This window comes from Acinetobacter sp. YH12249, assembly GCF_013417475.1.
Lineage (GTDB): Bacteria > Pseudomonadota > Gammaproteobacteria > Pseudomonadales > Moraxellaceae > Acinetobacter.
This window is the reverse complement of sequence record NZ_VPDX01000008.1, coordinates 42,744-57,419: the sequence shown is the minus strand read 5'-3', so window position 1 is coordinate 57,419 and position 14,676 is coordinate 42,744. Positions and strand designations below refer to the sequence as shown.

At 41.7% G+C, this 14,676-nt stretch carries 13 protein-coding genes; 3 read left to right on the top strand and 10 right to left on the bottom strand.

The window, feature by feature from the left end:
- Positions 1–71 precede the first annotated feature (71 nt).
- On the bottom strand, positions 72–1,442 hold the full coding sequence (locus FTV25_RS06645) for a phosphomannomutase CpsG (protein WP_180002648.1): 1,371 nt from the start codon (positions 1,440–1,442) through the stop codon (positions 72–74).
- A 143-nt stretch (positions 1,443–1,585) separates the two neighbouring features.
- Between FTV25_RS06645 and FTV25_RS06640 the strand changes: the two genes are divergently transcribed.
- A complete protein-coding gene (locus tag FTV25_RS06640) occupies positions 1,586–2,650 on the top strand; it encodes an acyltransferase (protein WP_180002649.1) in 1,065 nt (354 codons plus the stop codon).
- 56 nt (positions 2,651–2,706) lie between these two features.
- Here the strand turns inward: FTV25_RS06640 and glmS are convergent, their stop codons facing one another.
- The 9 genes from glmS to FTV25_RS06595 all read right to left on the bottom strand — a co-directional run bounded on the left by glmS (position 2,707) and on the right by FTV25_RS06595 (position 12,662).
- Positions 2,707–4,545 carry a glutamine--fructose-6-phosphate transaminase (isomerizing) gene (gene glmS, locus FTV25_RS06635; RefSeq protein ID WP_180002650.1) on the bottom strand — a complete coding sequence of 613 codons (1,839 nt, stop codon included), beginning with the start codon at positions 4,543–4,545 and terminating at the stop codon, positions 2,707–2,709.
- Between the two features lie 12 nt (positions 4,546–4,557).
- On the bottom strand, positions 4,558–5,922 hold the full coding sequence (glmU, locus tag FTV25_RS06630; RefSeq protein WP_180002651.1) for a bifunctional UDP-N-acetylglucosamine diphosphorylase/glucosamine-1-phosphate N-acetyltransferase GlmU: 1,365 nt from the start codon (positions 5,920–5,922) through the stop codon (positions 4,558–4,560).
- 20 nt (positions 5,923–5,942) lie between these two features.
- Positions 5,943–6,419, bottom strand: a complete 477-nt coding sequence (locus FTV25_RS06625) for a phosphatidylglycerophosphatase A (RefSeq protein WP_051069698.1) — start codon at positions 6,417–6,419, stop codon at positions 5,943–5,945.
- Between the two features lie 22 nt (positions 6,420–6,441).
- Positions 6,442–7,359, bottom strand: coding sequence for a thiamine-phosphate kinase (gene thiL / locus FTV25_RS06620; RefSeq protein WP_180002652.1), 918 nt, complete (start codon positions 7,357–7,359; stop codon positions 6,442–6,444).
- A 17-nt stretch (positions 7,360–7,376) separates the two neighbouring features.
- Positions 7,377–7,826, bottom strand: coding sequence for a transcription antitermination factor NusB (gene nusB, locus FTV25_RS06615; protein ID WP_005233270.1), 450 nt, complete (start codon positions 7,824–7,826; stop codon positions 7,377–7,379).
- A gap of 4 nt (positions 7,827–7,830) precedes the next feature.
- On the bottom strand, positions 7,831–8,301 hold the full coding sequence (gene ribE, locus FTV25_RS06610) for a 6,7-dimethyl-8-ribityllumazine synthase (RefSeq protein WP_004280926.1): 471 nt from the start codon (positions 8,299–8,301) through the stop codon (positions 7,831–7,833).
- An 11-nt stretch (positions 8,302–8,312) separates the two neighbouring features.
- The gene (gene ribBA / locus FTV25_RS06605) at positions 8,313–9,434 is read right to left on the bottom strand and encodes a bifunctional 3,4-dihydroxy-2-butanone-4-phosphate synthase/GTP cyclohydrolase II (RefSeq protein ID WP_180002653.1); all 1,122 of its coding nucleotides are present in this window, start codon (positions 9,432–9,434) and stop codon (positions 8,313–8,315) included.
- 411 nt (positions 9,435–9,845) lie between these two features.
- Complete coding sequence (locus FTV25_RS06600; protein ID WP_166135102.1) at positions 9,846–11,357, bottom strand: aldehyde dehydrogenase family protein; 1,512 nt, start codon at positions 11,355–11,357, stop codon at positions 9,846–9,848.
- 336 nt (positions 11,358–11,693) lie between these two features.
- The gene (locus FTV25_RS06595) at positions 11,694–12,662 is read right to left on the bottom strand and encodes an alpha/beta hydrolase (RefSeq protein WP_180002654.1); all 969 of its coding nucleotides are present in this window, start codon (positions 12,660–12,662) and stop codon (positions 11,694–11,696) included.
- Between the two features lie 519 nt (positions 12,663–13,181).
- Here FTV25_RS06595 and FTV25_RS06590 point away from each other — a divergent pair.
- Entirely contained in the window at positions 13,182–13,772 is a 591-nt protein-coding gene (locus FTV25_RS06590; protein WP_159123826.1) for a TIGR00730 family Rossman fold protein, read from the top strand.
- The gene (locus FTV25_RS06585; RefSeq protein WP_034170792.1) at positions 13,769–14,170 is read left to right on the top strand and encodes an NUDIX domain-containing protein; all 402 of its coding nucleotides are present in this window, start codon (positions 13,769–13,771) and stop codon (positions 14,168–14,170) included. The genes FTV25_RS06590 and FTV25_RS06585 overlap by 4 nt, the downstream gene beginning before the upstream one ends.
- Positions 14,171–14,676: the final 506 nt, after the last annotated feature.

Genomic DNA, 14,676 nt, shown 5'->3' with positions numbered 1-14,676 from the left:
AAAAGCCCCCTTCAAAATGGACAGTTCGTCTAATCTGAAGGGACTTTTTAAGATTTTTCTAATAGTTAAAATTATCCCTGAATTAACTGGGTGAGCTCATCTACATAAGCCTGCATTGGACGAGGGTTCTGGTCACGACGGCTTTCAATATTTAAGCGTAGTAAAGGTTCAGTATTGGAAGCACGAACATTAAAGCGCCACGCCCCAAAGTTCAGGCTAACGCCATCTGTCTGATCGATTTCTGGTTGCTGGTCGGCATAATGATCAAAGATTTTTTGGATCGTCGCCTGAGTATCTGCGACTTTAAAGTTGATTTCACCCGAACAAGGAAATTTGGCAATCATCTCTTCAACTAGGGAAGATAGTGATTTTCCGGTTTCAGATAAAACCGCGATGGCAAGCAGCCATGGAATCATGCCACTATCACAATAAGCAAAATCACGGAAATAGTGATGAGCACTCATTTCACCACCATAGGCTGCGTTGTGCTCACGCATGACATCCTTGATAAAAGCATGTCCTGATTTAGATTGAATTGCTGTTCCTCGATATTGTTCGACAACATCAAAAGTATTCCAGACCAGACGTGGATCATGCACGATTTTTTCGCCAGCCTGTTTTAGCAAGAAGGCCTGTGCCAGTAGACCGACAATATAATAGCCTTCAATAAACTGCCCTTTTTCATCAAACAGGAAGCAACGGTCAAAATCGCCGTCCCAAGCAATACCCATGTCAGCTGAATGTTGAATCACCGCATCACGTGTACTGGCACGATTTTCAATCAGAATCGGGTTAGGAATACCATTCGGGAAATTACCATCCGCCTCATGATGAATCTTAATAAATTCGACTGGAATATTGAGTTCTTTAAATTTAATCTCAATTGCATCAATCACGTGACCCGCTGCACCATTACCTGCATTCACCACCAGCTTCATTGGTCGGATTTTTGCTGGATCAATATAACTCATCAGGTGCTCGACAAATTCAGGCAGGATATTATATTTTTCTGTCGTACCCTTACTTGTAACTTCAGCGAATTCATTATTTTCAGCCAGTGCCTGAATATCTTTAAGGCCGGTATCTGCGCTAATTGGACGAGCATTTTCACGGACCAGTTTCATTCCGTTATAATCCATCGGATTATGACTGGCAGTAATTTCAATGCCACCCTGAACATCCAGATGAAATGCACCAAAGTAAACTTCTTCAGTGCCGGTCATACCCAAATCGAGGACATCGACACCTGCATCATTTAAACCACGAATGGTCGCCTGTTTTAAGTCTTCACTGCTAAGGCGTACATCACAGCCAACTACAACGGTTTTGGGTTGATAAATCTGTCCATAGGCACGACCAATGCGGTAGGCGATATCTTCATTTAATTCGATACCTAACTTGCCGCGAATATCATAAGCTTTGAAACAAGAAAGTTTTTTCATAATTTATTATTTAAGAGTACAATTGAAAAATATATTCTAACCCAAATAAAGATTTTTACCATTCAGCTGGTTACATAATATTAAAATAATGTTTCATTTGAAAAATAAAGTATTGTATTAGAAAAATTATAAGGACGAAAAATATGTCTAATAATAAATTATATTCAATTAATATATTGAGATTTATTGCTGCAAGTTTTGTCTTGCTCAGTCATATAGAAAATAAAGTTCATCAGTATAATATCCTGTCCTTAGAATGGTATCGATTTAGAGGGCCAGGTGTTGATATTTTCTTCGTAATGTCCGGGTTTATTATCTGTTTAACGACAGCTAAAAAGAATATAACCCCTATAAAATTTTTAAAAGGCCGTATGCAAAGAATATTGCCTCTGTATTGGTTCTTTACCACTGTGGCTCTTTGTATTTTTTTATATAACCCTGAACTCGTTAATATGAGTGGTGGATATACCAATATTATAGCTTCTTATTTATTAATTCCAGGGGAGCATAAGTTCCTTGTTCAAAATGGCTGGACCCTAAGCTATGATTTTTATTTCTATATCATTTTTGCTTTATCTCTCTATTTTTTTAGAAATAAGATAAATTATATTGCATTAATAGCAGTATTGACTTTTTTACCTGCTGTAGGAATATTGGTATTAAATTTAGATAAAGTATTCTTTTTTAATGTGATTCTTTTAGAGTATGCCTTGGGTATTTGTGCATATCTCATTTATATAGAATGCAATTTAAACTTTATGCTGAATATTATTCTGATTCTATTGGGAACTGCATTTATTTTCTTTCAGAATATATTTAATGTGTTTGAAACTGGATTTGGTCGTGCTTTGGACAGAGGAGTGCCAGCCTTTTTATGTGTGGTTGGTGTGATTGGTCTGGAAAGCTTTTTTAAAAACCACTATCATAAATTTGTAAATATTTTAGATAGATTAGGGAACACGTCTTATTCTATTTATCTGAGTCACCCATTCATACTGGTTATAGGAACAAAGTTATATATAAGCTATTACTTTTTTCAGAATCTTAATTTTGCTTTATTTTTATATGTGATCTGTATTTTTATTGGATACTATGTAAATAAATTTATTGAAGTCCCTTTAAATAGGGCAGTTAAGAATTCATTTAAATCAAATTCTATATGGATATTAAAGATTAAAATATTTATTCAGAATTTAAGAAATATATAGTTAACCTGTTATATGAGAGTAGTCAATATCCTCATATAACAGGCTAATTTTATGAATTATTCAACTGTTACTGATTTTGCCAGATTACGTGGCTGGTCAACATCAGTACCACGCAGGACTGCCACATGGTAAGACAGTAGCTGTACTGGAATACAATAAACAATTGGCGCTAAAACAGCGTTTACTTCAGGAATATGCACGACATGCTGGCGCTCTTTGGCTTTAATGCCACTATTTTCATCAGCGAAGACAAATAATTCACCACCACGTGCCTGAACTTCTTCCATATTGGATTTCAGTTTATCCAGCATGTCATCTTGCGGTGCCAGAATTACTACTGGCATATCATTATCTACTAAAGCCAATGGACCGTGCTTCAGCTCACCCGCCGCATAACCTTCTGCATGAATATAAGAAATTTCTTTCAACTTTAGTGCACCTTCCAGTGCGATCGGGAAGTGTGTACCACGGCCTAGGAACAAACAATGCTGTTTCTCTACAAAGAGTTCAGAGAGACGCAGAATTTCATCATCATGACTTAAAGTATCTAGCAGTACCTTAGGCATATGCCATAGTCCAGTCGTGATCTCAGTCATCTGTTCAGCTGAAATGGCATTTTTCACTGTACCGATTTTCAGTACCAGTAACATCAAAGCTGCGAGCTGGGTGGTAAAGGCTTTGGTCGAAGCCACACCAATTTCAGGACCCGCTAAAGTCAGCAGGCTGTAATCTGTTTCACGTACCATTGAAGAAGTTGCAACATTACAAATCGTCATCGTCGTAATATTTACACCTTTTGATGTAGCACGTTTTTGGGTATCACGCAGAGCAGCTAAGGTATCGGCTGTTTCACCTGACTGAGAAATACACACATAGAGTGTATTATTGACAATCACTGGCGTACGGTAGCGGAATTCACTGGCAATCTCGACCTGACAAGGCAGATCAATCAGCTGTTCAAACCAGTATTTGGCAATCATGCCGGCATGGTAACTGGTACCACAGGCAATAATCTGGATTTGCTGGATTGTTGAAAAATCCTGTTCAGCATTTACCAGAAAATCTTCACGCAAGGTATTGCCATTCAAGGCTTGTGAAATAGTCTGTTTTAGCGCTTCAGGCTGCTCATAGATTTCTTTGAGCATATAGTGCTTATATTCACCCTTAGAGGCATTGCTCACGGTGGCATCCAGTTCTTTGACTGGGCGATCTACCAGTTGACCATCCACAAATACCTCAATGGTAGTACGGGTCAGACGTGCAATATCACCTTCTTCCAGATAGATAAAGCGATTCGTGATCGGTAATAAAGCCAATTGGTCAGAACTGATAAAGTTCTCGCCAATACCGACACCGATGACCAGTGGTGAACCTTCACGTACGGTAATCAGTTCATCTGGATGATCTGTATGTACGATCCCGAGCGCATAAGCACCTTTCAGCTGTGGTACGACCTGACGTACTGCTTCAAGCAGGCTAGGGGTAGATTTCAGTGCATCGTTGACCAGATGGGCAACCACTTCAGTATCAGTTTGTGAAGTGAATACATAGCCTAAAGCTTCAAGATCATCTTTCAGCTCCTGGTAGTTTTCAATGATACCGTTATGAACCACAGCAACATTACCCGAAATATGGGGATGAGCATTGTTTTCAGTCGGTTTACCATGAGTTGCCCAGCGTGTATGAGCGATGCCTAATGAACCATTAATCTGTGATTCATTTACAGCTTGTTCAAGGTTCGCGACTTTACCCACACGACGTTCACGGAGCACCTGGCTATTATTGATTAAGGCCAGACCCGCAGAGTCATAACCACGGTATTCAAGACGTTTTAGGCCTTCAATTAAGATATTGCTGATATTACGTTCCGCGATGCCACCGACGATACCACACATACTAACTTCCTCTTATTTCTTGATTTTTTGCGGACGATGATAGTTTTCTTTGGCAAATTGCTTAGAACGTTCTACCGCTAAACTGTTCTCTGCCACATCACGGGTAATCGTTGAACCCGCTCCCACTGTCGCGCCATTACCGATCTGGACCGGTGCAACCAGAGAGCTGTTAGAACCAATAAAAGCATGATCCCCAATGATAGTCTTAAATTTGTTAGCGCCGTCATAGTTGCAGGTAATCGTCCCTGCACCAATATTGGAACCGCTACCGACTTCAGCATCACCTAAGTAAGTGAAATGATTCGCTTTGGAACCTAGACCAATACTTGAGTTTTTGACTTCAACAAAGTTGCCAATATGGACTTCAGCTGCCAGTTTTGCCCCTGGACGCAAGCGTGCAAATGGTCCAATCTGTGCTTGTTCACCCACAATTGCATGATCAAAGATGCTATATGGCTGAACTTTAGTGCCCGCAGCAATCTTGGTATTTTTAATTACGCAGCCTGCACCGATTTCAACATTATCACCGAGTTCGCAATCACCTTCGATAATGACATTGATATCGATACGCACATCTTTACCAACAGTGAGTTGACCACGTAAGTCAAAACGGCTTGGGTCAATCAGATGTACACCTTGCTGCATCAGCTGTTTAGCTTGATAAGCTTGGAACTGACGCTCTAAAGCAGCCAGTTGCACACGGTCATTGACGCCTTCCACTTCAAAAGCTAGCTCAGGTTCTACAGATGCAACACTCATACCATCTGCTAGTGCCATTGCCACGATATCAGTCAGGTAATATTCACCTTGGGCATTATCATTAGACAATTTTGGTAGCCATTCATGTAACTTGGTATTGCTGACCGCATAAATACCGGTATTAATTTCTTTAATTTGGCGCTGTTCTTCAGAAGCATCTTTATGTTCAACAATGGCTTGAATCTGACCATCTTTACGTACAATACGACCATAACCACTGGCATCTGCAAGCGTTAATGTTACTAGGCCAATGCCTTGCTCTTGAGTAGCATCGAGCAGATTCTGAAGCGTCTGCTGGCTAATACAAGGGACATCACCCGACAGGATTAGTGAAATACCATCTTTAGGCAAAACAGGTAGTGTCATTTGTACGGCATGACCGGTACCAAGCTGTTCGGCCTGTTCTACCCACTGGATATCCTGGTCTGCAAATGCGGACTGAACCTGCTCACCGCCATGACCATAAATGGTAATAATATTGTCTGCATTGAGTTTTTTTGCTGTGTCGACCACATGGCCGAGTAAAGGTCGTCCTGCAAGCGGTTGTAATACTTTCGGTAAGTTGGAACGCATACGGGTTCCTTTACCTGCAGCAAGAATAATCACAGTCGTAGACATGTTCTAATCCTAGATATGGCTTAAGCCATCGTAAAGTAAAAATAAATCCAAATACAAAGTGCTGCCCAGAGGCCAGCGATAATGTCATCCAGCATGATGCCAAAACCACCCCCAACCTGACGGTCAATGACTCGAATCGGCCAAGGTTTCCAGACATCAAATAATCGGAACAGGGCAAAGCCAATGAGTAGCCATAACCAGTTCATCTGACCTAAATAGATCAGTGGCAAAAAGGTGATGGATTGTCCTGCAAACTCATCCCAGACAATACGTCCATCATCATGCACACCCATGACTTTGGCAGTTTGGCCACAGATATATATGCCAACCAGGGACATGATGACAATGGCAAAAAGACTATTTACAAAACCTAAGTAGAGCCAGATGGGTACAAATAAAAGTGCAAAAGCTGAACCAAAAGTTCCGGGCGCTTTAGGCGCCAGACCAGAACCAAATCCTACCCCACTAAAGACAATGAGCCGGTTGATCCATGACATGCTTTTAAAATTGATCGCAGGTTTATGCAAAATGTTGGTACCCGTTAAATTGAAGTGAATGATCTACGCCATTTTTTTCAAAAGTTAAACCGTGTTGCTGCTGAATGGAGCCAATTATACTAATCGAAACATCCAGCTGTTTTTGCAATAATTTTTCATAGTTTTGCGGGCTTATTGTAAAGCATAATTCGTAGTCATCACCACCCGCGAGTGCGTATTGCCAACGCTGTTCATCATTTAATGCCTGCAGGGCAGGACTGAGCGGCAATTTTTCAAGCGCTAGCTTTGCACCTATACCTGATGCCTTAAGAATATGTCCCAGATCCTGTGCGAGGCCATCCGAGACATCAATCATACTGTTGGCTAGGCCTTTTAAGGCAGTACCCAACTGACAGCGTGGGGTTGGATAATCCAAACGTTTCTGTAATGGATGACCAAGATGATTTAAAGCAAAAGCAGCATCACCCACTGTACCGGATACACAAATCAGATCACCAGGCTTGGCACCTGAACGTGGCACAGCTTGTCCTGTATCTACCCAACCAAGGGCAGTCACAGATAAGGTCAAATGAGGGCTTTGGGTGGTATCACCACCGATTAAGCTCACACCAAATTGATCGCAGCAATCATAGAGACCCTGACTAAAAGCTTTTAGCCAGTCATGATCAATTTGGGGTAGGCTCAAGGCAAGTAAAATGCTATGCGGGGTCGCGCCCATGGCTGCAATATCAGAAAGATTAACAGCGACAGATTTCCAGCCAATCGCATGAGGATCGGTGTCTAAAGGAAAATGACGTCCAGCAACGAGGGTGTCGGCACAGATGACCAGTTGTTGCTGTGGAGGAGGGGTGAGCAAGGCTGAGTCATCGCCAACACCCAAATCGACAGAATTTTTATTCTGACGATTAAAATAGGTATCGATAATCGAAAACTCAGCCATACAACAATTCGACTAGATTAGTTGGCTTGCTGTTTTTCTGCTGCACGTAAAGTTGTTGCTAAACGGTCCAATACACCATTGATGTATTTATGGCTGTCTGCACCGCCAAAGTGTTTAGCTAACTCAATTGCTTCATCCAGAACCACGCGGTATGGAATCTCAAGATGTTCTTTGAGTTCATAGGCGCCTAGGCGAAGTGTAGCGAGTTCTACACCATCAAGTGCGGAAAGTTCACGATCCAGCACAGGGATAAGCAAAGCATCCAATGCTTCATGATTGGCAACCACTTGAGTCAACAATTCATGATAATAGCTGAGATCCACTTTGTGCATGGCATTGTCCACACGAGTACGTGCTTCAATCTCATGCACCGGATTGTGGCTCATCTGCCATTCATAAATTCCTTGTACAGCAAAGCGACGTGCTTTACGTTTTGCTGCATAAGTTGCTTGAAGTGTTTGCGACATAGCGTTAAATAGCCTTTAACAAGTTAACCATTTCAATAGCAGTCAAGGCAGCTTCACTACCTTTATTACCTGCTTTTGTACCCGAGCGTTCAATCGCCTGTTCGATACTATCCGTAGTCAATACACCATTAATCACTGGTAAGCCAGTGTCCAAGCCAACTACGCCCAGACCTTTGGCACATTCACCAGCTACAAAATCGAAGTGAGGCGTGCTGCCACGAATCACAGCGCCCAGTGCGATGATGGCATCGAAACGATCTGAAGCTGCCAGTTTTTTCGCAACCACAGGAAGTTCCCAGGCACCAGGTGCATGAACAACAGTGATATTATCCTCTGATACGCCATGGCGTTTCAATGTATCAATGGCACCTTCTAACAGATGTTCAACAACAAAGCTATTAAAACGACCAACTAAAATCGCATAACGGTCTTCGTTCGCGAGATGCAACATACCTTCAATACGGCGAACTGCCATAGGAACCTCGATTATTTCTCTGATGTTTGTTGTGCGGTGATGTATTCCACCACTTCTAAGTTAAAGCCGGACAGGGCATTGAAACGTAATGGAGAGCTAAGCAGCTTCATTTTTTCCACGCCGAGGTCACGTAAAATTTGTGCGCCGACACCAATGGTCTGATACTGCTGGGAAAGTGCAGCATTGGATTTTACATTTTTGGGTGTGGTAAGTGCATCTAGGGCAGGGCCTAAGTCTTGTAAATGGCGTTGGCCAATCCAGACTAGGACACCACGATCACTGTTTGAAATTTCTTTTAAGGCACGGTCCAGATTCCAGGCCGGTTCACCATCTTGCTTGTTCAGCTTTAATAGATCACGCGTCGGATTAAAGCCATGCACACGTACAGTCGTCACGCCATCTTTAGGCTGGCCTTTCACCAGTGCTAAATGAATGTCCGGGTTGCCGATTTCACGGTAACGATAGAGATCAAAGGTACCGTATTCGGTATCAATTGTTTGCTGATCTAAACGTTCAACCGTCTGCTCATTGGTCATGCGATAATGAATCAGATCAGCAATGGTACCAATTTTCAGACCATGCTTTTCTGCGAAAATTTCTAGATCTGGACGACGTGCCATGGTGCCGTCTTCTTTAATGATCTCGCAGATCACAGAAGCTGGCTCAAGACCCGCAAGACGAGACAAGTCACAACCGGCTTCGGTATGACCAGCACGGTGCAATACGCCACCTGGCTGTGCCATCAATGGGAAGATATGACCAGGTTGTACGATGTCACTTGGTTTGGCATGTGCAGCCACCGCAGTTTGAATGGTGTGCGCACGTTCAGCTGCAGAAATACCAGTAGTAATGCCGTTGGCTGCTTCAATTGAAAGGGTGAAGTTGGTTCCGTGCTGAGCGCCGTTGGCATCCACCATCAAGGGTAGATTTAACTGCTGGCAACGCTCTTTGCTTAAAGTCAGGCAAACCAGACCACGCGCATGGGTGATCATAAAGTTGATGTCTTCAGGACGCACGTGGGTCGCAGCAATCACCAGATCGCCTTCATTCTCACGGTCTTCGTCATCCATCAGGATAACCATTTTTCCTGCACGGATATCTGCTACAAGCTCTTCAACTGTATTGAGCGGCATCAACCTTCACCTTCTTTTTTGATCTATACCAGACCGAATCATGACATTATTACTGCATAGTCTAACGCTTTTTAAGCAATTTTGCCTATGCTTATTGCTTTCCCTCAGAGGTTCATTGTTATACACAGTCTTGCGTAGCATGAAAAGTCGACTTTAAATGAAAGCACAGGCTTTATGCTGGATTTTTAAACGATCAGAAAGCATAAAAAATGACAAACTTATTTAAAATCAACATAATTATAAATAATCTCTTATTTTTTATGCAGTTTTATTTATTCGTTTAATACAGCCCTTAAAAATACAAATATATCCTCATGACTCTCTTTATAAATTTTTACCAATCAGTTTAAAATTCTGTTTGAAATAATGAATGAATCAGGCGGACCGAAGTCCACCCGAATTTAGATCAGTTTAGAAGAAGCCTGCTGGTTTGGTTGAATAACTCACTAACAGGTTTTTAGTTTGCTGATAATGATCCAGCATCATGCGATGGTTTTCGCGGCCAATCCCGGATTTTTTATATCCCCCAAAGGCTGCATGAGCCGGGTAGATGTGATAGCAGTTGGTCCAGACCCGACCAGCCTGAATCGCGCGACCAGCGCGGTAAGAGGTATGTGCTGAACGTGACCAGACACCGGCACCGAGTCCATAAATCGTATCATTGGCAATTTTGATGGCTTCATCGAAGTCTTTAAAAGTCGTCACTGCCAATACCGGTCCAAAAATTTCTTCCTGAAAGGTGCGCATGTCATTGGAACCTTTAAAAATCGTTGGCTCGATATAAAAACCTTGTCCCACTTCCTGACGTTCATTGCCGCCTAACAAGATTTCTGCACCTTCTTCACGGCCAGTTGCAATACAGCCGAGAATCTTGTCCTGCTGTTCCTGTGAAGCCTGAGCCCCGATCATGGTCTCGGTATCCAGGGGATGACCAGTCTTGATCTTTTTCACTCGCTCTACTGCAAGTTCCAGGAATTGGTCGGCAATACTTTCTTGAATCAGGGCGCGTGATGGACAGGTACAGATTTCACCTTGGTTTAAAGCAAACATGGTAAAGCCTTCCAGGGCTTTTTCCAGGAAATCATCTTTCTGATCCATGATGTCAGCAAAGAACAGGTTCGGAGATTTACCTCCAAGTTCCAGCGTCACTGGAATAATATTCTCGGTGGCATATTGCATGATCAGCTGACCCACAGCGGTAGAACCGGTAAAGGCAATCTTGGCAATGCGTGGATTAGTCGCCAGTGGACGGCCGACTTCAACGCCGTAGCCATTTACGATATTTAACACCCCTTCAGGTAACAGGTCCTGAATCAGTTCGACCAGCACCAAAATACTCACCGGTGTCTGTTCAGCGGGTTTCAGCACAATACAGTTTCCGGCTGCAAGGGCAGGTGCCAGTTTCCAGGCAGCCATCAGAATCGGGAAGTTCCAGGGAATGATCTGCCCGACCACGCCCAATGGCTCATGAAAATGGTAGGCAATGGTATCTTCATCAATTTCAGAAATTCCGCCTTCCTGGGCGCGAATGCAGCCGGCAAAATAGCGGAAATGGTCAATGGCTAAAGGAATATCGGCTGCCAGGGTTTCTCGGATCGGCTTGCCATTATCCCAAGTCTCTGCAACTGCTAGTAACTCAAGATTTTCTTCAAGTCGGTCGGCAATTTTTAATAAAATATTGGAACGGGTAGTAGGGGAGCTGTTATTCCATTGCTGTTTGGCGGCATGAGCCGCATCCAGCGCCAGTTCAATATCTTCCACTGATGAGCGCGGAACTTTGGTAAAGGCTTTACCATCTACGGGCGAGACATTATCAAAATATTCACCTTTGACGGGTGGAACCCATTTCCCGCCAATAAAGTTTTCGTATTGGGATTTAAATTGCACTTTTGAACCGTCAGTATTGGGATCTGCATAACGCATAATTCTATTCCTTGATATGATTATTATTGATAAATGCCGAACCACTTCTGCTCTGCAAAAGCCCTCAGATTCAACATCTCAGCTCTACTATAGAGAGGGAAAAAAATCGCAGGATAAATACTTACAAGCTTGCTACAAAAGGCAACATTTGGATAAAAATGGAATTTATTATTTTTATAAATTTCAATATTTTATTTTTATAATGACATGATTTTAGTATGTGAAAAGCATTACTGATCAGCTTGATATTTTTATTTCATATCCAAGCGAAATAGATAAATAAAATTATTGAAAAATAAGACAGGCAGAGCTTGCTACCTATCTTATTCATCTGGCTTATAGGGCTTTATTTTCCAGCCATTGAAATAGCTGCTGATAGACCTGCTCACGGACCGGTTTTTCTGAAAGAACCAGATCATGTATCCCATTTTGAATCGAACAGAGTTTCACATCGCCCTGGATTTTCTGCGCATGTTCAATCATGTCGCGTACCTGAAGAATCACATCACTGGTTTGAGTATTACGATTAAAACGTAGGGGATAAGTGGTTTTGTGGGCATGCATCAGCAAAGTCGGAATACTTAAACGTACACCCTGATGAATTTCTTTTTGTGCTTCGTGAATGGCATGTACAAAACTCAGACGCACCCAGTGATAGCTAGGTTTTTTCCATTCCAGATCAAAATGCCATTCCCCCTGATAGCTAATATGCAGACTAGGCACATAATGACGATTTAAGCGGCTAGGAAATAGCATTTCCGGAAAACGTTTTCCCAGACGGCTTAATTGAGGCACCAGAAACTTTTTCTCAAAAGGCGTCATATTAAAGTCATAAAAAGGACTATTGAGCCATAAGCCTTTAATTAAGGGATGATCTGGATGATGTGCTGCATACAAAGTAGTAATTAATCCGCCGGTAGAATGGCCACTGAGTAAAACCGTGTCATGGCCTTCCTGTCCAATAATTTCAAGAGCCTGGCTGATTTCTGCATCATATTCTGAAAGATGATAGACATTATAAAGTTTCTGATGGGACAGATAGGATCGGCCGTATTTACGTAAATCCAGTGCATAAAAATCAAAACCTTGCTGATTAAAACGCTCTGCCATTTCAGTCTGGAAAAAATAATCAATAAAGCCGTGAATATAAAGGACAGCTTTAGGGGTGGGCTGGTCTGCCTTTTTGCGGATCAGTGTGGCAACTACTGTACCTTCAGTATCTGGCGGGAATTCTAAAGTGGCCTGTTCATAACCTTCACCTAGAATATCAGGTTGATATTCAAGGCTGGAAAGCGGATGGGACATATTGTTCTACTCATGATTATTTTTATTCACTTATCCTTGTGGATTGGCTTGCATTTGTCAAATCCTGCTGTCTGACCCATTCGAGATCAGTAGTACCATTCAGAGAATAGTCAAATATAAAATTTCAGGTCATTGGCAGCCTGATTGACTAAATAAAAATTAATAAAAAACCCCGGCATCCTGCCGGGGTTTTTCGTATTGGTTAGCTCGGTATAACTCCTGTCGTACCTTACAATCCTTGTGCTTATCTATTGTCATTGTTATATGGAACTTCCTGTTCCTGATGTAAGTATCATAGGAAAATTCCACTATTCGGGATAGCCGTAAAGAACCGGAATCGATGTAAGTCAATGCGTACAAGTCTGACTGAAAATTATCCGTATTTTTCTGTAGAATTGAGAATTTATTCTGAATCATGCGCTTCGATAAATTAGCCGATTATGGCTATTTTGCTTGTTTTTAAGACAATTTTTTTATTTTAATGCAGTTAGAATATGTTGATCGATGAGGGGATAAAAAATGAAATCTATTGCAGTCTTTTGTGGTTCAGCTATGGGGAATAGCGAAAATTTTAAAGAACAGGCGCAAGCTTTGGGTGAGTCTATTGCGAAACGGGGAATCACGCTGGTTTATGGTGGCGGCCGAGCTGGACTGATGGGTGTTGTGGCTGATAGTGCATTACATGCTGGTGGAACAGTCATTGGAGTAATTCCACAAAATCTGGTCGATGCAGAATTGGCCCATCCGCTGTTAACAGAGCTGCATGTGGTGAAAAATATGCATGAACGTAAAACAAAAATGTCTGATCTGGCGGATGCATTTATTGCTTTGCCGGGCGGGGTGGGGACTTTAGAAGAAATTTTTGAGCAGTTGACCTGGGGGCAGTTGGGCCTTCATCAGAAGCCTTGTGCATTTTTAAATATCCATGGATTTTATGATGAATTGCTGAATTTCTTGATGAAAACGACTGAGGCTGGATTTACCCAGTCACGTTTTACCGATGCCTTGATTTCCTCAAGTTCAATTGAGGAAGTTTTGGATGCTTTGGAGCATTATCATGCGCCTGAACCGAAATGGAATAAAAGCGTAAAGGTAGTAGAATCGGTATGAGTAATAAAGTGATTACGATTGCTGCGGCTATCATTCTGAATGAACAGAATCAGATTTTGTTGGTTCGTAAAAAAGATACCGATTTCTTTATGCATGTGGGTGGAAAGCTGGAACCCAATGAACTGCCTGAAGCGGCACTCTCTAGAGAAGTTCTGGAAGAAACAGGCTGTGAGATGGAAATACTGTCTTATATTGGTAAATATGAAACCGTGGCTGCGAACGAATTGAATCATTCGCTGGTCAGTTATTTGTATCAGGTTAAATTAAAAAGTCAGCCTCAGGTTCAGGCTGAACTTGCGGAAATGCAATGGGTTGATCTTAATCATCCAGACCTGCCTTTAGCCCCTTTAACTCGGGATATTTCAATTCCGTGGTGTAAGCAGCTATTAGGAATCTAATGAGATCTCAAAAAATTTTAATCTATAGATATGAAATTTAACCAGATTGTCATATTAGAGCGTTAATATTGATGTTTACAAAAGCCCATTTCCCCTCAAATGGGCTTTTTTTATGGTTTTTTATCATTAATTGCTTGGATGAATTAGATGCTTAAACCTGTATGAAGTGCAATCCTTTTAGCAGGAGTTCCCTAAAAAGATAAATCGAACCAGAGTTCTAGAGATTCAAGATTTAAAGAAAATTTTTTTAATTTGAGAAAAAAGCAGGATTAGTCAGAATATTTAGTCATTGAGAACGACAATAAAAAAAGCCCCAATCTTTCGATCAGGGCTTTTTGAATCTGGAGCGGGAAACGAGACTCGAACTCGCGACCCCAACCTTGGCAAGAGTCACCGACATAAAATACACTAAATTACATAATTGGTATGTTAATAAACTCTATATATAACAGTTATATAGAGTTTTAATTTTGTGTGACGTAATTTAAGGTGGGGTAGGGTACTTT

Excerpts from the sequence above, each read along its gene's own strand:
- FTV25_RS06645 (WP_180002648.1), bottom strand. The coding sequence starts at position 1,442 with ATGAAAAAACTTTCTTGTTTCAAAGCTTATGATATTCGCGGCAAGTTA.
- FTV25_RS06640 (WP_180002649.1), top strand. The coding sequence starts at position 1,586 with ATGTCTAATAATAAATTATATTCAATTAATATATTGAGATTTATTGCT.
- glmS (WP_180002650.1), bottom strand. The coding sequence starts at position 4,545 with ATGTGTGGTATCGTCGGTGGCATCGCGGAACGTAATATCAGCAATATC.
- glmU (WP_180002651.1), bottom strand. The coding sequence starts at position 5,922 with ATGTCTACGACTGTGATTATTCTTGCTGCAGGTAAAGGAACCCGTATG.
- FTV25_RS06625 (WP_051069698.1), bottom strand. The coding sequence starts at position 6,419 with ATGTCATGGATCAACCGGCTCATTGTCTTTAGTGGGGTAGGATTTGGT.
- thiL (WP_180002652.1), bottom strand. The coding sequence starts at position 7,359 with ATGGCTGAGTTTTCGATTATCGATACCTATTTTAATCGTCAGAATAAA.
- nusB (WP_005233270.1), bottom strand. The coding sequence starts at position 7,826 with ATGTCGCAAACACTTCAAGCAACTTATGCAGCAAAACGTAAAGCACGT.
- ribE (WP_004280926.1), bottom strand. The coding sequence starts at position 8,301 with ATGGCAGTTCGCCGTATTGAAGGTATGTTGCATCTCGCGAACGAAGAC.
- ribBA (WP_180002653.1), bottom strand. The coding sequence starts at position 9,434 with ATGCCGCTCAATACAGTTGAAGAGCTTGTAGCAGATATCCGTGCAGGA.
- FTV25_RS06600 (WP_166135102.1), bottom strand. The coding sequence starts at position 11,357 with ATGCGTTATGCAGATCCCAATACTGACGGTTCAAAAGTGCAATTTAAA.
- FTV25_RS06595 (WP_180002654.1), bottom strand. The coding sequence starts at position 12,662 with ATGTCCCATCCGCTTTCCAGCCTTGAATATCAACCTGATATTCTAGGT.
- FTV25_RS06590 (WP_159123826.1), top strand. The coding sequence starts at position 13,182 with ATGAAATCTATTGCAGTCTTTTGTGGTTCAGCTATGGGGAATAGCGAA.
- FTV25_RS06585 (WP_034170792.1), top strand. The coding sequence starts at position 13,769 with ATGAGTAATAAAGTGATTACGATTGCTGCGGCTATCATTCTGAATGAA.